Origin of the sequence: Dermatobacter hominis (assembly GCF_020715685.1) — a bacterium.
In the GTDB taxonomy this organism is placed as follows: Bacteria; Actinomycetota; Acidimicrobiia; order Acidimicrobiales; family Microtrichaceae; genus Dermatobacter; species Dermatobacter hominis.
Window position 1 is genome coordinate 2,450,524 of sequence record NZ_CP085840.1, and the last position, 18,618, is coordinate 2,469,141.

Below are 18,618 nucleotides of genomic sequence, written 5' to 3' on the forward strand. Positions count from 1 at the left end.
GACGACGACTCGGTCCATCAGAAGCTCATCCGCATGATCACGAACGCCGCCAGCAGCACGGTGCCGATCGCCACGCCGGTGGCGTAGGTCCGCACGAGGCCGGACTGGATCGGCTTGATGCCCTTGGCCGCCTTCTCGGTGCCGACCGCGACGCCCTTCACCGCGCCGTCGACCACCGTGGCGTCGAAGTCGGCGATGCCCTGGAAGGCCGCCTCGCCCGGACCGCCGACGACCTTGGCGTAGGTCTCGTCGATGTACCAGGCGTGGGCGAAGACCGGCTTCTCGAGCGTGGCCGGGTCGACCTTGTGCTGCTGGTACACCCGGTAGGCGAAGAAGATGCCGAGCACGGCGCCGGCGATGGCGAGCGCCGCGAGCACGAACAGCACGGGGGCCTCGGGCAGCTCGTGCTCGCCCGAGATCACCGGCTCGATCCAGTTCTTCAGGTACTCGAGCTGGTGCGAGAACGGCAGGTTGAGGAGGCCGCCGAGCAGCGCGAGGCCGGCCAGCACCATGAGCGGGAGCGTCATGGTGATCGGCGACTCGTGCGGGGTGTGGTCGGGCGTCAGCTCGTGGTGGTCGTGGGCGTCGTGCGCGTCGTTCGAGGCGGCGGCGTGGGTGCCGGCGACCGCGCCCTCGTCATCGGCGGGGATCTCGGGCTCGGCCTCGGCCGCGGTGTCGGCGACGCGCCAGCGCTCGGTGCCGCCGAAGAACGTCATGATGACCAGGCGGGTCATGTAGAAGGCCGTCAGCACGGCGCAGAGCAGCATGATCGCCCAGAGGACCGGGCCGTAGCCGTCGACGTTGAACGCACCGGCCAGGATCTCGTCCTTCGACCAGAAGCCGGCGAACGGCGGGATGCCGCTGATCGCCAGCCAGCCGACCATGAACGTCACGAACGTGATCGGGATGTACTTGCGCAGGTTGCCGTAGCGGCGCATGTCCTGCTCGTGGGCCATGGCGAGGATCACCGAGCCGGCGCCGAGGAACAGCAGCGCCTTGAAGAAGGCGTGCGTGATCATGTGGAACAGCGCGCCCGTGTAGTTCTGCGAGCCGATCGCCACGAACATGAAGCCGAGCTGCGACACCGTCGAGTAGGCGAGCACCTTCTTGATGTCGTTCTGCGCGAGCGCGGCGCCGGCGGCGACGAGCGCCGTGGCTGCGCCGACCCAGGCGATCACGTCGTTCGCCCAGCCGGCGTTCTCCATGATCGGGCTCAGGCGGCTGAGCAGGAACACGCCCGACGTCACCATCGTCGCGGCGTGGATGAGCGCGGACACCGGTGTCGGGCCGGCCATGGCGTCGGGCAGCCAGACGAAGAGCGGCAGCTGCGCCGACTTGCCGGTAGCGGCCAGGAAGAACAGCAGCGCGACGGCGGTCGCCGTGACGCCGACGATCGCGCCCGCGGTCCGGCCGATCTCGACGTAGTCGATCGAGCCGACCGTGACCCACACGAGGAACGTGCCGAGCATGAAGCCGAAGTCGCCGATGCGGTTCGTGACGAACGCCTTCTTGCCCGCCGACGCGTTGGCCTCGTCGGTGAACCAGAACGAGATCAGCAGGTAGGAGCAGGCGCCGACGCCCTCCCAGCCGAGGAAGGTGATCAGCAGGTTCTGGCCGAGCACCAGCAGGAGCATCGAGGCCACGAACAGGTTCAGGTACGTGAAGAACCGCGGGTAGGCCGGGTCGCCCTTCATGTAGCCGACCGAGTACAGGTGGATCAGCGCGCCGATGCCCGTGATGAACAGGCACATCGTGATCGACAGCGGGTCGAGCAGGAACCCGAAGTCGACGTGGAACGAACCGGCCGGCATCCACACCCAGAGGGTCTGGACGAACTGCCGCTCCTCCTCGGGCTGCGCCATGAGGTCGAGCGCCACGATGATCGAGACGACGAACGATCCGGCGACCGCCAGCGTGCCGACGATCCCCGCGAGGGGATCGCCCATCCGCTTGCCGAGCGCGAGGAGCAGGACGAACCCCGCCACCGGCAGCGCCGGGATGAGCCACACCAGGTCCACCGCTCAGCCCCTCATCAACGAGATGTCGTCGGCGGTCGCACCCGAGCGGCGCCGCATGATGGCCACGATGATCCCCAGGCCGACGACCACCTCGGCGGCGGCCACCACGAGCACGAAGAACACCACGGCCTGGCCGCCCACGTCGTCGAGCGACCGGGCGAAGGCCACGAAGCTCAGGTTCACGGCGTTCAGCATCAGCTCGACGCACATGAACATGACCAGCGGGTTGCGCCGGATCATCAGGCCCGTCGCACCGATGGCGAACAGGATGGCGGCGAGCACCAGGTACCAGGACTCGGTCAGCGCCAGCTCGAGGGCGAGCATCAGCCGTTCACCTCCGCGTCGGCGCCGGTGCGGGCCCCCGACCCGCCGGCGAGCTCCGCGCCGTCGGCATCGGCGTCGCCGGACTCGCCCATCGGTCCGTCGTCGGAGCCGATCGAGACCTCGCCGTCGACGGCGCCCGGACCGGCCGGCTCGGGGAACAGCTCCAGGTGCTCGACGGCGGGACCGTCGGGGAACTCGTCGGTGTCGATCGGCTCGCCCTTCGGACGGCGCGACAGCACGACGGCGCCGACGACGGCGACGGTGAGCAGCACCGCGGTGACCTCGAAGGCGAACACGTAGTCGGTGAACAGCACCCGGCCGAGCCGCTCGATGTCGGAGGAGCTCTCCGACAGCGGTGCGGTGGCCGACCGCTCACCGGTGGCGCCGTCGCCGCCCGCCAGCAGGATGACGATGCTGAGCACCAGGATGCCCAGACCGGCGATGACGCCGACGATGCGCTGGGCCGGCAACGGGTCGTGCTCGGTCGCCTCCACCCGGTCCACGCCGAGGAGCATGATCACGAACAGGAACAGCACGACGATCGCGCCGGCGTAGACGATCACCTGGATGGCGGCGAGGAAGTACGCCTCCTGCGCGATGAAGAGCACGGCGATGCCGAACAGGGTGGCGACCAGGCTGAGCGCGTTGTGGACCGGGTTCCGGAACAGCACGACGCCCAGCGCGCCGCCGAGCACGATGGCCGCGGCGATCAGGAACGTGAACATCTCGACGCGCATCAGTGATGACCCCCGTGCGCACCGTCGTCGTCGTGGCCGCCCGCAGCGCCGGCGCGCTCCCTCTCCTGCAACAACGCGGCGTCGAGCGGCTGGCCGCCCTCGGCGTCGCGGACGCCGTAGCCGAGCTCGCCGGCCCAGGCGATGATGCCCTCGAAGCGCGCGTCGCCCGACGGGGCGGTGGCGCGCATCCAGCCCGAGGTGTCCTCGGCGGCGTCGAAGCCGCCGTCCCAGTGCTCCCACGGGAGCTTCTGGGGCCGGCCGTCGTCACCGACGAGCAGCTCGTCCTTGGTGTAGATCGCGTCCTCGCGGTTGGTGAACGCGAACTCGAAAAGCTTGGTCTCGGTGATCGCCTCGGTCGGGCACGCCTCGACGCACAGGTCGCAGTGGATGCAGCGGAGGTAGTTGATCTCGTAGACGAAGCCGTAGCGCTCGCCGGGCGAGGTCGGCTCCTGCGGGTCGTTGTCGCGCCCGCGCACGTAGATGCAGCGGGCCGGGCAGACGCCGGCGCAGAGCTCGCAGCCGATGCACTTCTCCATGCCGTCCTCGTAGCGGTTGAGGACGTGGCGCCCGTGGAAGCGCTCCGGCTTCGGCCGGACCTCCTCGGGGTACTGCATGGTGACGCGCTTGCCCGAGTCGGTGCGCGTGCCGGCCCACTTCTTGAACGTGACCTTGAAGCCGTCGAGGTAGCCCACGTCAGGCCCCTTCCCGCGCCGAGACCGTGCCGTCGTCGGACGCCAGGGAGTCGCTGAGCTCGTGGCGGGCGGCTGCTGCCCTGATCGAGGCCCGCAGCATCAGGCCGCCGACGGCGATGATCGCCGCCGTGACGGCGCCGGTGAGCACCGGGTTCCAGCCGACGTCGTCGGCCACGCGGACCGAGGTGAGGAGCAGGAACCAGCCCAGGGCGAGCGGGATCAGGAACTTCCAGCCCAGGTCCATCAGCTGGTCGTAGCGGAACCTCGGCAGCGTGGCCCGGAACCACACGAACATGAAGAGGAAGATCAGGAGCTTGGCGAAGAAGTAGACGAGCGGCAGCACGTAGTCGGCCACCCAGCCCGGCGCGCCGCTCGGGATCGGGCCCGACGGCCCACCGAGGAACAGGGTCACGATGACCGCCGACATCGTCACCGTGTTCAGGAACTCCGCCAGGTAGAAGAGCGCGAACCGGAACGACGAGTACTCGGTGTGGAAGCCGCCGACGAGCTCCTGCTCCGCCTCGACGAGGTCGAACGGCGGGCGGTTGAGCTCGGCGGTGGCGGCGATGGTGAAGATCACGAACGGCACGAGCGCCGTCATCCAGAGGTTCCACTGCCAGCCCGACTGCTCGGCGACGATGCCGTTCGTCGACAGCGTGCCGCTGATGAGCAGCACCGCGGCGACCGACAGGCCGAGGGCGGCCTCGTAGGACACCATCTGGGCCGAGGCCCTGACCGAGCCGAGCAGGGGGTACTTCGAGCCCGACGACCAGCCCGCCAGCATCACGCCGTACACCGCGATCGACGACATGGCGAGCACGAAGAGGATGCCCATCTGCGGGTCGGCGACCTGCATGAAGGTCTCGTGGCCGAACATCGTGACCACGCCGTCCTGGCCGTCGGAGAAGTCGCCCGCGACGGGGATGACGGCGAAGACCAGGAAGGCCGGGATCAGCGCCAGGAACGGCGCCAGCTTGAACACGAAGGGATCGGAGCGCTCGGGCTCCAGGTCCTCCTTGAACATCAGCTTCAGACCGTCGGCGAGCGTCTGGAGGATGCCGAACGGACCGGCCCGGTTGGGCCCGATGCGGTTCTGCATGTCGGCGACGAGCTTGCGCTCGAACCACACCATCGCCATCACGCCGACCAGCAGCACGGCGAAGGCCACGACCACCTTGAGCACGACGATGAGGACGGCGCTGAGGCCGATGTCGCCGGACAGGAGCGGATCCATCAGGCCACCTCCACCCGGACGTCGCAGACCACGTCGTCGACCGACACCAGCGCGTACGGGTCGACCGACAGCGCGTGGTGGAGCACGACCGTGCCCCGGGGGACCCGGTCCGAGATCACGAGCGGCCCGGTCACCGAGCCGTGCTGCGAGCTCACCGTGAGCCGGGTCCCGGCCTCGACGTCGAGCGCCGCGGCGTCGGCCGTGCCGAGCACCACCGCACCGTCGCGGACCAGCGGCCGCGACGAGGGCATGTGCGACAGGGTCTCACCGCCGTCGTAGAGCACGCGGTCGACGACCAGGCGGGACGAGTAGGCGTTCGGGTTGGGCACCGCCGGGGCGGACGGGGCGACGAAGGAGCCGGCGTCGAGGTCGGTCACGATGCCGTCGACGTTGTGCGGCTCGCCGAGCGCCTCCCGCGTGACGTGCGACAGCGCCGGCACGTTCGCCACCAGCTCCGTCCACAGCTCGACCGGCCCGTCGTCGGCCAGCGCGTCCGCGCCCAGGCGCTCGGCGAGGTCGGCGGCGATCATCCAGTCGGTGCGGGCCGTGCCCGGTGCGTTCACCTTGGCGTTCAGCGTGGTGACCCGGCCCTCCATGTTGGTGGTGGTGCCGTCGCACTCGGCGAAGCCCGCAACCGGCAGCACGATCTGGGCCAGCGAGGCCGACTCGGTCAGGAACCGGTCGAGCACGATGACGGTCGGGGTCGCGGCGAGCGCACGGCGGGCGAGCGAGCGGTCGCGGAAGTCCTCGACCGGATCGGCGCCGAGCAGCACCAGCACGTCCACCTTGCCCTCGGCCGCGGCGAGCAGGATCCCGTCGGCGTCGGTGCCCGGCTGCGACGGGACGGTCGGCCAGACCTGCGCCCAGGCGCCACGGCCGTCGTCGAGCGACGCGCCACCGGGCAGCCGGCCCGGGGCCAGGCCCGCCATGACCGCACCCCGGGTGTTGCCGCGGCGCACGACCGGCAGGAACCGGGCGGTGGGGGCGGCGTCGAGCACGGCCGCCGCCGCGTCGAGGGCGACGGCGGGCGACTCGACCAGGTTGGGGCGACCGATGACGACCTTCAGGTCGCCGGCGCCGCCGAGCACCTCGGCCGCGGCGGCCAGGTCGGCGGCGGCCACGCCACCGACGTCACCCGTGGACCCCGACAGGAGCGCCCGGACGACCGCGGCGGACTCGCCCGGCCGGGGGTGGACCGACGCCGCGGCGTAGGGCGAGAGGCTGGTGCCGGCGGGCGTGACCTGGACCAGGCGCACGCCGTCCTTGACCATGGCGTGCTTCAGCCGGAGGAACAGGACCGGCAGCTCCTCCTTGGGGTCGGGCCCCAGGTAGAGCACCGTGCCGCCCTTGGCACACACGTCGTCGATCGTCGCGCCGGGGAGGTCGAACACCTCGGCCGGCAGGCCGTCGCCGAGCTGGGCGTCGGTCTGGTCGGTCCCGATCACGCCCTTGGCCAGGCGAGCCCAGGCGTAGGCGGCCTCGTTGGTCAGGCGGGCGCCGCCCAGGACGGCCACACCCGAGGGTCCCCGACCGGCGATGGCGTCGCGGATCGCGCCGGCGGCGGCGTCGATCGCCACGTTCCAGCGGGCCTCGGCGAGCTCGCTGCCCGAGCGGAGCAGCGGGGTGGTGAGGCGGTCGGGCGAGCCCACGGCCTCGAAGCTGAAGCGGCCCTTGTCGCAGAGCCAGGACCAGTTGACCGGGTCCGAGTCGATCCCTCCGTAGCGGAGCACCTGGTCCCGGCTGGCGTCGATCGATGTGCGGCACCCCACTGCGCACTCGGTGCAGGTGGACTCGACGGTCTCGAGGTCCCACGGGCGGGCCCGGAACCGGTAGGGCTCGGCGGTCAGCGCGCCCACCGGGCAGATCTGCACCGTGTTGCCGGAGAAGTACGAGCTGAACGGCTCGCCCGGGAACGTGTTCACCTGCGTGTTGGAGCCGCGACCGATGAAGTGGATGAGCGGGTCGTCGGTGACCTCGGCCGCGAACCGGGTGCAGCGGTCGCAGAGGATGCAGCGCTCGCGGTCGAGCAGCACGGTCTGCGAGATGGCGATCGGCTTCTCGTAGTGCCGCTTCTCCTCGACCCAGCGCGACTCGCCCGGGCCGTACGCGATCGACTGGTCCTGCAGCGGGCACTCGCCGCCCTTGTCGCAGACCGGGCAGTCGAGCGGGTGGTTGGCCAGCAGGAACTCGATGACGCCGTCCTGGGCCTTGGCCACCGCCGGGCTGTCGGTCGTGACCGTCATGTCGGGCGCCACCGGGATCATGCAGCTCGGCTGCAGCGCGGGGCCGCGCCCCGAGTCGATCTCGACGAGGCACATCCGGCACATGCCCACCGGCTCCATCCGCGGGTGGTAGCAGAAGCGCGGGATGTAGGCGTCGTTGCGCTCGCACGCGTCGATGACGAGCTCGCCCTTCTGGGCGACGATCTCCTCGCCGTTCACGGTGATGGTCACCGGGTCGGTGACCTCGACGCTGCGCCCTTCGAGCGACCGCCGCTCAGACATCGAACCGGCCTCCTGCTGCGGTCAGCGCCGTCTCGTCGCCGGGACCCTCGCCGTCGGGCTCCGACGGGTCGGGGGCCGGCGCCACCACCTCGGCGGTGACGGGGATGCGGTCCCGCAGCGTGATCTTCGCCTCGAACTCGTGGCGGAAGCGGCGGATGGCGGACGTGATCGGCGCCACCGACGACGGCCCGAGCGGGCAGATCGTCGTCTGCCGGGGCGGGAACGGCACGGCCTCGAGCCCCTGGCCCGGGTCGGCCGCCACCGGGTACGGCCCCGGGCTGATGTTGTCGGCGACGTCGAGCAGCATGTCGATGTCGCTCGGGCGCCCGTAGCCGTCGAGGATGCGCTGGAGGATCTTCTCCTCCCACGTCGTGCCCTCCCGGCACGGCGTGCACTTGCCGCACGACTCGCGGGCGAAGAACCGCACGACCCGCAGGCAGGCCCGCACCGCGTCGGTCGTGTCGTCCATGACGACGATCGCGCCCGACCCGAGCATCGAGCCCGCGGCGCCGACCGGCCGGCCCTCGAGCGGCAGGTCGACCTGCTCGGCGAAGAACCAGGGCGCCGACGCGCCGCCGGGGATGAACATCTTGAGCTCGCGGCCCTCGCGGATGCCGCCGCCGTACTGCTCGGACTCGAACAGCTCGCGGAAGGTGGTCGTCCCCTGCGGCACCTCGAAGACGCCGGGGGTGTTCACGTGGCCCGACAGCGCGATCAGGCGGGTGCCCGGCGACGACTCGGTGCCGATCGAGCGGTACTCGTCGACGCCGTGGCACATGAGCCACGGGAGGTTCGACAGCGTCTCGACGTTGTTGACGATCGTCGGCTGCATGTACAGGCCCTTGGCCGCCGGGAAGTACGGCGGCTTGAGGCGCGGCATGCCGCGGTTGCCCTCGAGCGACTCGATGAGCGCGGTCTCCTCGCCGACGATGTAGGCGCCGGCGCCCCAGTGCAGGACGATGTCGACGCTGAAGTCGGTCCCGAGGATGTTCCTGCCGACCAGGTTGGCGGCGTACGCCTCGTTCAGCGCCGCGGCGATCCGCTCCTGCGCGTGGGGCATCTCGCCGCGCACGTACAGGAACACCTGGGCCACGCCGATCGCGTACGCCGCGATGAGGCAGCCCTCGATGAGCTGGTGCGGGTCGCGCTCCATGAGCACGCGGTCCTTGTAGGTGCCGGGCTCGGACTCGTCGCCGTTGATGACGAGGTAGCGGGGCCAGACGCCGGGCGGGCAGAAGCCCCACTTCACACCGGCCGGGAAGCCGGCGCCCCCGCGGCCGAGCAGCGTGGCGTCCTTGACGAGGTTGGTGACGTCGGCCGGGGCCATGGCCAGGGCGGCCTTGAGGCCGTCGTAGCCGCGGTAGGAGCCGGAGGCCTGGTAGCCGTCGAGGGTGTGGCCGTCGGCGACCTCGAAGCGGGAGGAGACGCGATCGGTCACGATGCCTCCCCCGCCGCTGCGGTCGCGGCCTCGTGCCGGGCGATCCACGGCGGGATCGTCTGGGCCTCGGGCGGCGTCACGTTGGCCAGGTCCTCGGGGGCGACGTCCTGGCGGACCTTGCCCAGCGTCCCGTGGTCGGGCACGTGCTCGGCCAGGGCGCCGGAGCGGGCATCGGCGATGATCTGGTCCAGGTCGTCCGCGCTCACCCTGTGGAAGTAGCGGTAGTTCACCTGGATGGCCGGGGCCTCGGTGCAGGCGGCGATGCACTCGACGTCCTCGAGCGTGATGACGCCGTCGGACGTGGTGCCGCCGGCCCGGATGCCGAGGGCCTCCTCGGCGTGCTCGAGCAGCTCCTCGCCGCCGAGCAGCTGGCACGAGATGTTGGTGCACACGTTGACGCAGTAGCGCCCGATCGGGTGCAGCTTGAACATCTCGTAGAAGCTCGCGGTGCCCAGGACCTCGGCCGGCGTGCAGTCGACGAGCTCGGCGATGTGGACCATCGCCTCCTCGGACAACCAGCCGTCCTGCTCCTGCGCCAGGTGGCACAGCGGGATGGTGGCGGACTTGGCGCGCGGGTAGCGGGCGACGATCCGGCGCGCGAGCACCTCGTTCTCGGGGCTGAAGCGGGCCATCAGCGGTCCACGTCGCCCATGATCGGGTCGACCGAGCTCACGATCGCGACGGTGTCTGCGATCAGCGAGTCCTTCATCAGGTGGGGCAGGGACTGGAGGTTCACGAAGCTCGGGCCTCGGATGTGCATGCGGACCGGGTTGGCGGAGCCGTCCGACACCAGGTAGCAGCCGAGCTCGCCCCGGGGGTTCTCCACCGCGACGTAGACCTCGCCCTCGGGCACCTTGAAGCCCTCGGTGAAGATCTTGAAGTGGTGGATCAGCGCCTCCATGGACTCGTCGATGCGAGCACGGGGCGGCGGGGTGACCTTCTTGTCCTGGAGGCGGTAGTCGCCGGCGGGCATCTTGTCCATGCACTGGCGGATGATGCGAATCGACTCCCGGATCTCGGCCAGGCGGATGGCGTACCGGTCGAAGCTGTCGCCGTAGGACCCGACGACCACGTCGAAGTCGACCTGGTCGTAGCAGAGGTACGGCATGTCCCGGCGCAGGTCCCAGGCGTAGCCGGTCGAGCGAAGGAGGGGGCCGGTCGCGCCGAGCGACAGCGCCTCCTCGGCGGTCATCGTCCCGACGCCCTGGAGCCGCTCCCGCCAGATCGGCTGGCCGGTCATCAGGATGTCGAACTCCTCGAGGCGCGCCGGGAGCGTGTCGAGGAGCGGCTCGAGGAACTCGCGCCAGCCGTCGGGCATGTCCACGGCCACACCGCCCGGGCGGATGTAGTTGTGGTTCATGCGCAGGCCGGTGACCATCTCGAGGAACCGCAGCAGCTCCTCGCGCTCGCGCCAGCCGTAGATCATCATCGACACGGCACCGAGGTCCATGCCGTTGGTGGCCATGAACAGCATGTGGGAGCTGAGCCGGTTGACCTCGCACATGAGCGTGCGGATCCACTGCGCCCGCTCGGGCACCTCGATGCCGAGCAGCTGCTCCGTGGCCAGCGAGAAGGCGAGCTCGTTGAAGAGCGGCGCCGCGTAGTCCATGCGCGTGACGTTCGTGGGGCCCTGGAGGTAGGTGAGCTGCTCACCGGTCTTCTCCATGCCCGTGTGCAGGTACCCGATGACCGGCTTGGAGCGGGTGATGAGCTCGCCGTCCATCTCGAGCACCAGGCGGAGCACGCCGTGCGTCGACGGGTGCTGCGGGCCCATGTTCATGAGCATCCGCTCGCCCACGCCCTCCGCGGTCGGGGCCTGGTAGCCGGCCTTCTCCTCGGCCTCGGACTCCGACAGGTGCAGCGTGGCGCCGTCGTTCGCCAGGCGCTCGAGCGCGTCGTCGAGGGCGTCGAGGCCGACGTCGTCGGCGGAGCCGGGACCGGAGGTGGTGGCGATGGGCGTGGTGGTGCTCACGACGCGGCCCCCTTGAACTGGACGGGGATGCGGCCGGCCGGGTCGTCCTTGCGCAGCGGGTGGCCGATCCAGTCGTGTGGCATGAGGATGCGGCTCATGTCGGGGTGGCCGTCGAAGGCGATCCCGAACAGGTCGAAGGTCTCACGCTCGTGGTTGGAGACCCCGGGGTGGAGGTGCGACACGGTCGGCACGACCGGGTCGGACTCGGGCACCTGCAGCCGGATGCGGATGCGCGTCCGCTCGAGGTGGTTGAGCAGGTTGACGACGACCTCGAACCGCTCGGCCTCGACGCCCGGCGGCAGCCAGCGGCCGGCCGCGTGGCCGAGGTAGTCGACGCCGCAGAGGTCGACCGCGACCCAGTAGCCCTCGCGGCGCAGCTCCTCGACCAGCGAGACGTAGCCGTCGCGGTCGGGGTGCAGCACGACCTGGCCGCGCGAGGTGCTCACCGGCACGCCGAACAGGAGCTCGGGTTCGGGCGCGGCCTGCACCTCATCGGCGTTCGGCTCGGCCCCGGTGCTGTTGCCCGGCTCCGCCGGGTTGTCCGACATCACCGGGCCTCGAGGTCGAAGCTGCCCGTCGGGACCGCCGTGCCGACCGCCTGACCGGACCCGGCCGGAACGGCGGCCCCGTCCGCAGGCTGGCCGTCGACCTGGTCGACGACGATCTGCGCGCCCGAGCCCGTGGCCTCGCGGCGGCGCAGGATCTCGCCCGTCTCGATCTTGCCGTGCAGGGTCACAATGGCCTGCATGAGCGTCTCCGGCCCGGGCGGGCACCCCGGCGCGTAGACGTCGACGGGGACCACCTGGTCCACGCCCTGGACGATCGCGTAGTTGTTGAACATGCCGCCGCTCGACGCGCACACGCCCATCGAGATGACCCACTTGGGCTCCATCATCTGGTCGTAGATGGTGCGCAGGACCGGGGCCATCTTCTGCGAGACGCGGCCGGCGACGATCATGACGTCGGCCTGGCGCGGCGAAGCGCGGAAGACCTCCATGCCGAAGCGGGCGAGGTCGTAGTGCGGGCCGCCGGCGGCCATCATCTCGATGGCGCAGCACGCCAGGCCGAAGGTGGCCGGCCAGCTGCTGCGGCGCCGGGCCCAGCGGACGAGGTCCTCGAGCTGGCCCGTGAGGAAGTTGTGCTCCAGCCCGGCGAACCCGTCGTCGCGGACGTTCTGCACGAGGCCCATCAGTGGGCTCCGACCGTCTCGCGCTCGGGCGCGGCCGGCGCGTCGGCGCCGGCGGTGGGCGAGGTCGGCGAGCCGGTGTCGCGACCCTCGAGGCCGACCCGGCGGACGGTGCTCGACGTCGTGCGCTCGGGCGCCGTGTGCAGCTGCGACCGGCGCAGGTGCTTCGGCGGGCCCCAGTCGAGGGCGCCGTTGCTGATGAGGTACAGGAAGGACTCGAACACCGCGACGGTGAAGATGCCGATGGCGACGAGGCCGAACCAGCCGAGCGCGCCGTACACCTGGGTGAACGGGTAGAAGAAGATGATCTCGATGTCGAAGACGATGAAGATCATCGCGATGAGGTAGAAGCGCACCGGGAAGCGCTCGGGCGGATCGGTGGTGTCGAGGATCCCGCACTCGTAAGGCGCGACCTTGGCCTCGTTCGGCCGCGGCGGCACGAGGATCCGCTGCGCGATGAGGCTGATCCCGGCGAACAGCGCGACCAGCACCAGCAGCGCCACGATGGGCAGGTACTGGCCCATCGTCAGCCCACCGTCTCCGGATCGCGGACCGCCGGCGGCTGCGCCGACGGATCCCACTCCGAGCGCTCCCGCATCGCGCGCTTGTCACGGCGGTGCAGCAACCACACCGAGACGGCGAAGATGATGCCGGTGAAGATCGTGAACAGCGCGGACGGGAGGCGCCGGTAGCCGAGGTTGCGCTCCATCAGCACGGTGACCGTGTCGGCCTGCTCGTTGATCTGCGCCGGCGGCGGCGCCTCACCCGGTGCGACGACCTGGGCGGCGTTCTGCTGGACGGTCACCGCGGCGTAGAGCGGCGGGTTCTTGGGCTCGAAGACGGTCTGCACCCGATGCCAGACCTGCGAGATCGTCGAGCGCTCGCCCTTCACGGTCTCGGGCTCGGCGCCGGGCTTGCCGCCGAAGAAGAACACGTCCTTGACCGTGTAGCTCGACGACGCCGTCTCGGAGCCGAACGCCTGCGCCGCGATCAGCGTCGCGTCCGCGGAGGCCGAGGCCTCGCCGCGACGGGAGTCCGTCTCGGAGAGGATGCGCCAGCCGTTGAGCTCCTCGTCGACCTGCGCCTTGAGCGCCGGCGCCGCGGTGACGGCCTTGGTCAGCGTCGTGGCCTTGAAGCCCTCGCCCTCGGTCGCCTCGATCTTCTCCTGCACGTCGGGGTGATCCGCGAGGTAGTCCGACAGCAGCTGCTGCGGGTCCTCGAGGTCCTCGGTGCGTGGCAGCTGCTCGAGCACGTCGTTGATCGGTTCGCCGCTCCGGCTGAAGTTGATCTCCTTGGCGACCCACGACGGGTCCTTGCCGCGGAGGCCGATGCCGTAGATCCACCAGATCGCGCCCATGGAGAACATCCAGCCGAACAGGCCGGCCATCGCGATCAGGAAGCCGTTGCGGAGGCCCGTGTTCGTGGCGAGGAGCAGGTACACGGAGCCGATCAGCACGCCCACGCCGACGAGCACCACGAGGATGCCGCGGATGTGCGGGTCGAACTGGATGGCGGCGAGAAGGTTGATCATCGGACTCAGTTGCTCCCGGCCTCGTCCCGCGGGACGTCGACGAAGGTGGGGGACTCGATGGTGCCGGCGAGCGGCGACTTGACCGTGGAGTCGTTGGAGAGGTTGCGCTCGTAGGTCACGATCGCCCACACCTCCTCGGGCGTCAGCAGGCCCTCGGGACCGAAGTCGGGCACGCCCTCGGCCTCCTTGCCCGTGTTGCGGTTCACGCCGAAGCCCGGCATCTGCGGGTTGCCCTGCTTGCGGGAGAAGTAGAGCTTCCCCTCGTCCATGCCGTTCCAGACCAGGTTGAAGTGCTGCTGCTCGGTGGCCTCGTTCTCGACGCCGGTGAGGTCGGGCCCGAACGAGCCGTACTGCAGGCGGAGGAAGGGCTGCCAGGCCTGGCCGTACGGCGCCCCGGCCACGTGGCAACGGGCGCAGGAGTACGAGCCCTGGGCCAGCGACTGGTTGTTGAACAGGATCTCGCCGAGCCGCAGCTCGTCGGCGCGGGACAGCCGGTTGGCGTTCACGGCCTCGACGTCACCGTTCGGGACGACGTCCTGGTTCGACTTGCGGACCTCGACCATGCGGTCGTAGAGCCCGGGATCGATCGACTTCACGAAGTCGTCGACCTGCGTCCGGAGCTCCTTCGGCTTCAGCTGCACCGACCACAGGTACGCGATGAGGTCGTCGACCTGCTGGGTGGTCAGCGGGCCACCGCCAGGGGTGCCCCACGCCGCCATCGGGGTGCCGGGGCGGCCGTAGTTGAGGACGTAGCGGACCTGGTCCTCGTTGTAGCGGTAGAGGACGTTGTTGAGCGCCGGGGCGTTCCACGAGACCTGGCCGACGAACTGGCCGTTCTGGTCGTTGATGATGAACGTCGTCACGCCACCCACGCCGGCACCGCCGTGGCAGGTCACGCACTGGGCGCCCTCTTCGTAGAGGGTGAGGCCGCGCTCGATGAACAGCTCGCTGTACATCTCGACCGCGCCCTCCTGGCGGCCGGGCTCGGCGAGCCAGTACAGCGGCAGGGCGACGGCGATCACGGCGAGGAGGCCCAGCGCCGAGAACAGCGCCATGTTGAGCTTCTTGCCCTCGAGCTCCTCGTCGGACAGGTACTGCTTGCGGTTCGGCGCCAGCTCGATCTCGGAGCCGACCTCCTTCTGGCCAGCCCGCAGGTTGGCGAAGAACCACACGACGAACCCGATCGCCACGATGGCGAGGATCACGAAGCCGAAGGCCCGTTGGGTCGATGTTGCGACGATCATGTGGTTCCCGTATGTCTCCTCGTGCACCGGCCGGGCCGGTCACCGTGCTCCCTCTGAGGCGGCCCGTGGGGCCGCGCCTGCTGCCTGGAAGAGTTGCTGCTGATGCCCTCGGTCGAGCCGGTCAGTGGCCGCCGCTGGCCGCACCGATGCAGTGCGGGCCCTCGGCCTCCTGGCCGGTGGTGTTCGTGCCGATCGGCGGGCCCTGGATGACCTGGCCGGTGTTCACGATCAGGTTGCCGCCCGAGACCTCGGTGCCGAAGCGGTCCATGCCGCGAGGGGCGGGGCCGCCCTTCTTCTCGCCGGCCTGGTTGTACTGCGAGCCGTGGCAGGGGCACTCGAACCACTGGGAGCTGTTGCAGCTCGGGACGCGGCAGCCGAGGTGCGGGCACTTCTGATAGAGCACCGCAAGGCCGGCCTTCATGGCGTTGAGGACCGCCGGGGCGTACGCCTGCTCCGCCTTGGGCAGCGCTGACGACGGGTAGTTGGTGATCCAGAGCCGGCCCTCTGGCTTGTAGAGGAAGCCGTTGCTCTTCTCCACGTCGGCCGACAGGTCGGTCACCTTGCCGAAGTTGATCTTCGAGCCGAAGCCGCTCGAGCCCGACGGCCACAGGAAGGCGATGATCGACGTGCCGAACGCCGCGATGGACAGGCCCATCATGGCGATGACGCCACGGTTGAGGAACTGCCGGCGGGTGACGTCGTAGGTCTCGGGGTCCGGCGGGACGAACACGGCGGGCGTCGCCGCGGCCACCGGCTCGATGTCGCCGCCGCGGCGCTCGAGCGCGACCGAGCGCTCGATCTCCTTGCCGGAGGGCGCCTGCGCGACGAGCGCGGCCGACTCCTTGCGGGCGGCCTTGTCGCGCTTCACCGACTCGCGCGAGAGCGAGCCGGTCGCCGAGTCGGCGTCCCGGCGACGGGCCGCGCCGACGAGGGCGAAGGCCGCCAGCAGGACGATGACGATGACGGCGACGACGATGAAGAACCCGGACATGTCAGCTCACCTCACATCACAGCTCGAAGAACACGCCGTCGATCCACGGCAGCGTGAAGTTGAAGCCGGGTCCCCGGAAGAAGGACCCGATGATCGCGATGACCGCCCAGAACATCAGGAACACCGTCATCAGCGAGACCGCGAACTTGCGGTCCTCGGGCTTGTTGGACGGGTTCTTGTCCATGTAGGGGGCGAGGATCAGGACGAAGATGCCCATGCCCGGGATGGTCACGCCGGCGACCATCGGGTGGAACATCGTCAGGAGCTCCTGCAGGCCCAGGAAGTACCAGGGGGCCTTGGAGGGGTTCGGCGTCTGGTTGACGTTCGCCAGCTCGAGGAGCGGGGCGTTGACCACCCACGAGAAGATCAGCAGGAACGTGGTGCACACCAGGGCGGCCACGAACTCGACGATCAGCAGGTGCGGCCAGACGTGGACCTTGTCCTGCGGCTTGGCCTTGACGTCCTGGATGGACCCGGACTTCACCACCGTCAGCAGGCGCTGGGTGTGGCCACCCGGGCCGGCGGCGAGCGGCGGACCGCCCGCGGTCGCGACCGTGCCACCCGCAGCGGCGACCGGGGCCACGGCGGTGGCGGTGCCACCGCCCGCGGCGGCGACCGGCTCGTCGCCCCCGCCGGCCTTGCGGGCCTTCGCGGCCTGCGACCGCGCGAGCAGGTGCGCGGGGATCCGGCTGTCGGTGGGCGCGGCGGCCTCCTCCGACGCCGGGGCGTCGGCGGCCGGCGCGGCGTCGCCGCCCTCGGGCGCGGCCTTCGCCGCGGCCTTCTCCTTGGCCGCCTGGGCCCGCTTCAGGAGGTGCTCTGGTACCTCGGTCATGCGCTCTCACCCCGCAGGGAGGTCTGGGGATCGGTGGGGACTGCCACTGCGAGCGACCTCACAGCGGTCCGGAGATGCCGCCGTCCTTGCGCACCCTCCAGAAGTGGATGGCCATGAAGATGACGGTGATGAACGGGAAGAACAGCACGTGCAGCACGTACCATCTCAACAGGGTGTTGGTGCCGATCTCCGCGCCGCCGAGCAGCACGAAGCGCACCTGGTTGCCGAACACGGGGGTGTAGCCGATCATGTTCGTGCCCACCGTCACCGCCCAGAGGGCCAGCTGGTCCCAGGGCAGCAGGTAGCCGGTGAACGACAGGAGCAGGGTCAGCGTGAGCAGCACCACGCCGATGACCCAGTTGAACTCCCGAGGCGCCTTGTATGCCCCGTGGTAGAAGACGCGGGCCATGTGCAGGAACACCGAGATCACCATCAGGTGAGCGGCCCATCTGTGCATGTTCCGCACGAGCAGGCCGAAGGTCACCGAGGTCTGCAGGGCGTAGATGTCGTCCCACGCCTGCGCCGCGGTCGGCCGGTAGAAGAACATCAGGAAGATGCCGGTGACGGTGAGGATGATGAACAGGAAGAAGCTCAGCCCGCCGAGGCAGAGGGTGTAGCTGACCTTCACGGCGTGCCGCTTCACCTTCACCGGGTGGAGGTGGTACAGCACGCTGTTCATGATCACGTACGACCGGTTCCTGGGGCTGTCGGAGTAGCCCTTCCGGAAGATCGAACCGGGGCGGAAGATCGAGTTCCACGCCTGCGAGCCCTGGACGTTGTCCGTGAGCTCCGACATCTTGTCCGACAGCTTGCTCTTGCCGCCCTGCATCGTCTTGGCCACGGGCTACTCCCTAGTCCGATCGGCGGTCGTGAGTCGAATCACGGCGGTGTGCTCGGAGGCGCCCATCAGCCGAGCCGCATCCCGTAGCCGTAGCCGTGCGTGTTGGTGCGCTGGTGGGGGTCGCCGCCGGCGACCGGATCGCCCACCTTGCCGAGGATGATCACGCCCGTCGGGCACCGGTCGACGCAGAGCGCGCACCGGGTGCAGACGTCGTCGTCGATGAGGAAGACCACGTGGTCGGAGGGGTCGACGCCCGGCTGGTCGGTGTTGACCGCCTCCTCGATGGAGTCCGGCTGCACCATGTGGATGCACTTCCACGGGCAGATGTCCACGCAGCCCTCGCACATGATGCACTCGGACTGGTCGATGTGGATGAACTGCTTGGGCTTGACCGCCTTGGCGAGGTAGTCCGCGTCGACCTCCTGGAGGACGTAGTCGTCGCGGAACTCCGGCATCGGCGGGTTCGCATCGGTGGTGGCCATCGTGGGCTGTCCTCGCTCGCTGGCTCAGGCCCGCTTCATCAGCGGTCGGCCGTAGGTGGACACGGGCTCGACGCTCTCCGCCGCCTCCGCGCGCTTGCCGCGGTTCTGCCACCAGGCCCACATCCACATCTGCCCGCCGAGGAAGACGACGTAGATGAGCACCGCGACGACGTCGCGGACGGCCTGCGCCGACACCTGGATCGGGATCCAGGGGGTCTGGATGGTCCAGCCCGTGAAGGGCACCACCATGATGCCGTTCGGGCCGAGCCAGATGCGGTCGGGGCGCCAGTTGAGCTCGGAGTCCGCCCAGGTCAGCCAGTGGTGGGGCACCACGCCGTAGATCCAGAAGAGGATGAAGAAGATGTAGACGCCCGCCAGCATGGCCTCGCCCCAGGTGATCGGGGTCCCGGCGGGTCGGCGCTTGGCATAGGGGAAGATCGGAGCGACCAGCAGCACTGCGACCAGCAGTGACGTGAAGAACGCGACCACGGAGCTCCTCCGCTCGTGAAGGTGTTCACCAGACTACGTCGGCCGTCCGGAGGCCTGTCGCCAGGCGAGATCGGACGGTCAGGGCGTGGTCTACCACGGCCCG

The 18,618-nt window shown here is 70.0% G+C and carries 18 protein-coding genes and 1 pseudogene; all 19 read right to left on the minus strand.

Annotated elements, in window-relative coordinates:
• Positions 1-17 precede the first annotated feature (17 nt).
• A complete protein-coding gene (gene nuoL / locus LH044_RS11495; RefSeq protein WP_227755728.1) occupies positions 18-2,018 on the minus strand; it encodes an NADH-quinone oxidoreductase subunit L in 2,001 nt (666 codons plus the stop codon).
• Between the two features lie 3 nt (positions 2,019-2,021).
• The gene (nuoK, locus tag LH044_RS11500; RefSeq protein ID WP_255626040.1) at positions 2,022-2,342 is read right to left on the minus strand and encodes an NADH-quinone oxidoreductase subunit NuoK; all 321 of its coding nucleotides are present in this window, start codon (positions 2,340-2,342) and stop codon (positions 2,022-2,024) included.
• Positions 2,342-3,079 (minus strand): NADH-quinone oxidoreductase subunit J, encoded by a 738-nt coding sequence (locus tag LH044_RS11505; protein ID WP_227755729.1) that lies wholly within the window; start codon positions 3,077-3,079, stop codon positions 2,342-2,344. Before LH044_RS11505 ends, nuoK begins: the two co-directional genes overlap by 1 nt.
• Positions 3,079-3,771 carry an NADH-quinone oxidoreductase subunit NuoI gene (nuoI, locus tag LH044_RS11510; RefSeq protein ID WP_227755730.1) on the minus strand — a complete coding sequence of 231 codons (693 nt, stop codon included), beginning with the start codon at positions 3,769-3,771 and terminating at the stop codon, positions 3,079-3,081. The genes LH044_RS11505 and nuoI overlap by 1 nt, the downstream gene beginning before the upstream one ends.
• Position 3,772: 1 nt before the next feature.
• Positions 3,773-5,005 (minus strand): NADH-quinone oxidoreductase subunit NuoH, encoded by a 1,233-nt coding sequence (gene nuoH, locus LH044_RS11515; RefSeq protein WP_227755731.1) that lies wholly within the window; start codon positions 5,003-5,005, stop codon positions 3,773-3,775.
• Entirely contained in the window at positions 5,005-7,509 is a 2,505-nt protein-coding gene (gene nuoG, locus LH044_RS11520; RefSeq protein WP_227755732.1) for an NADH-quinone oxidoreductase subunit NuoG, read from the minus strand. Before nuoG ends, nuoH begins: the two co-directional genes overlap by 1 nt.
• Positions 7,502-8,947, minus strand: a complete 1,446-nt coding sequence (gene nuoF / locus LH044_RS11525) for an NADH-quinone oxidoreductase subunit NuoF (protein WP_227755733.1) — start codon at positions 8,945-8,947, stop codon at positions 7,502-7,504. The genes nuoG and nuoF overlap by 8 nt, the downstream gene beginning before the upstream one ends.
• Complete coding sequence (locus LH044_RS11530; protein ID WP_227755734.1) at positions 8,944-9,579, minus strand: NADH-quinone oxidoreductase subunit NuoE family protein; 636 nt, start codon at positions 9,577-9,579, stop codon at positions 8,944-8,946. Before LH044_RS11530 ends, nuoF begins: the two co-directional genes overlap by 4 nt.
• The gene (locus LH044_RS11535) at positions 9,579-10,919 is read right to left on the minus strand and encodes an NADH-quinone oxidoreductase subunit D (RefSeq protein ID WP_227755735.1); all 1,341 of its coding nucleotides are present in this window, start codon (positions 10,917-10,919) and stop codon (positions 9,579-9,581) included. The genes LH044_RS11530 and LH044_RS11535 overlap by 1 nt, the downstream gene beginning before the upstream one ends.
• Positions 10,916-11,371, minus strand: coding sequence for an NADH-quinone oxidoreductase subunit C (locus LH044_RS11540; protein WP_374210616.1), 456 nt, complete (start codon positions 11,369-11,371; stop codon positions 10,916-10,918). Before LH044_RS11540 ends, LH044_RS11535 begins: the two co-directional genes overlap by 4 nt.
• Positions 11,372-12,108: pseudogene (locus LH044_RS11545) on the minus strand (NADH-quinone oxidoreductase subunit B); the annotation flags it as partial.
• The gene (locus LH044_RS11550; RefSeq protein WP_227755737.1) at positions 12,108-12,629 is read right to left on the minus strand and encodes an NADH-quinone oxidoreductase subunit A; all 522 of its coding nucleotides are present in this window, start codon (positions 12,627-12,629) and stop codon (positions 12,108-12,110) included. The gene LH044_RS11550 and the pseudogene LH044_RS11545, both read right to left, overlap by 1 nt.
• A gap of 2 nt (positions 12,630-12,631) precedes the next feature.
• The gene (locus LH044_RS11555; protein ID WP_227755738.1) at positions 12,632-13,636 is read right to left on the minus strand and encodes a hypothetical protein; all 1,005 of its coding nucleotides are present in this window, start codon (positions 13,634-13,636) and stop codon (positions 12,632-12,634) included.
• Positions 13,637-13,641: 5 nt separating this feature from the next.
• Positions 13,642-14,880: a c-type cytochrome gene (locus LH044_RS11560; RefSeq protein ID WP_227755739.1), complete on the minus strand. Its 1,239-nt coding sequence runs from the start codon at positions 14,878-14,880 to the stop codon at positions 13,642-13,644.
• A 121-nt stretch (positions 14,881-15,001) separates the two neighbouring features.
• The gene (locus LH044_RS11565; RefSeq protein ID WP_227755740.1) at positions 15,002-15,871 is read right to left on the minus strand and encodes a QcrA and Rieske domain-containing protein; all 870 of its coding nucleotides are present in this window, start codon (positions 15,869-15,871) and stop codon (positions 15,002-15,004) included.
• 16 nt (positions 15,872-15,887) lie between these two features.
• Positions 15,888-16,703: a cytochrome b family protein gene (locus tag LH044_RS11570; protein ID WP_227755741.1), complete on the minus strand. Its 816-nt coding sequence runs from the start codon at positions 16,701-16,703 to the stop codon at positions 15,888-15,890.
• 58 nt (positions 16,704-16,761) lie between these two features.
• Positions 16,762-17,499 carry a selenite/tellurite reduction operon b-type cytochrome ExtP gene (gene extP / locus LH044_RS11575; protein WP_374210617.1) on the minus strand — a complete coding sequence of 246 codons (738 nt, stop codon included), beginning with the start codon at positions 17,497-17,499 and terminating at the stop codon, positions 16,762-16,764.
• Between the two features lie 110 nt (positions 17,500-17,609).
• Positions 17,610-18,026: a 4Fe-4S binding protein gene (locus LH044_RS11580; RefSeq protein WP_227755743.1), complete on the minus strand. Its 417-nt coding sequence runs from the start codon at positions 18,024-18,026 to the stop codon at positions 17,610-17,612.
• 24 nt (positions 18,027-18,050) lie between these two features.
• Complete coding sequence (locus LH044_RS11585; protein ID WP_227755744.1) at positions 18,051-18,515, minus strand: hypothetical protein; 465 nt, start codon at positions 18,513-18,515, stop codon at positions 18,051-18,053.
• Between the last annotated feature and the right edge of the window lie 103 nt (positions 18,516-18,618).

Coding starts and splice junctions, on each gene's coding strand:
- LH044_RS11550 (WP_227755737.1), bottom strand. CDS start 12,629: ATGGGCCAGTACCTGCCCATCGTGGCGCTGCTGGTGCTGGTCGCGCTG.
- LH044_RS11505 (WP_227755729.1), bottom strand. CDS start 3,079: ATGCGCGTCGAGATGTTCACGTTCCTGATCGCCGCGGCCATCGTGCTC.
- LH044_RS11580 (WP_227755743.1), bottom strand. CDS start 18,026: ATGGCCACCACCGATGCGAACCCGCCGATGCCGGAGTTCCGCGACGAC.
- LH044_RS11560 (WP_227755739.1), bottom strand. CDS start 14,880: ATGATCGTCGCAACATCGACCCAACGGGCCTTCGGCTTCGTGATCCTC.
- nuoK (WP_255626040.1), bottom strand. CDS start 2,342: ATGCTCGCCCTCGAGCTGGCGCTGACCGAGTCCTGGTACCTGGTGCTC.
- LH044_RS11565 (WP_227755740.1), bottom strand. CDS start 15,871: ATGTCCGGGTTCTTCATCGTCGTCGCCGTCATCGTCATCGTCCTGCTG.
- nuoH (WP_227755731.1), bottom strand. CDS start 5,005: ATGGATCCGCTCCTGTCCGGCGACATCGGCCTCAGCGCCGTCCTCATC.
- LH044_RS11555 (WP_227755738.1), bottom strand. CDS start 13,636: ATGATCAACCTTCTCGCCGCCATCCAGTTCGACCCGCACATCCGCGGC.
- nuoG (WP_227755732.1), bottom strand. CDS start 7,509: ATGTCTGAGCGGCGGTCGCTCGAAGGGCGCAGCGTCGAGGTCACCGAC.
- extP (WP_374210617.1), bottom strand. CDS start 17,499: ATGTCGGAGCTCACGGACAACGTCCAGGGCTCGCAGGCGTGGAACTCG.
- LH044_RS11530 (WP_227755734.1), bottom strand. CDS start 9,579: ATGGCCCGCTTCAGCCCCGAGAACGAGGTGCTCGCGCGCCGGATCGTC.
- LH044_RS11570 (WP_227755741.1), bottom strand. CDS start 16,703: ATGACCGAGGTACCAGAGCACCTCCTGAAGCGGGCCCAGGCGGCCAAG.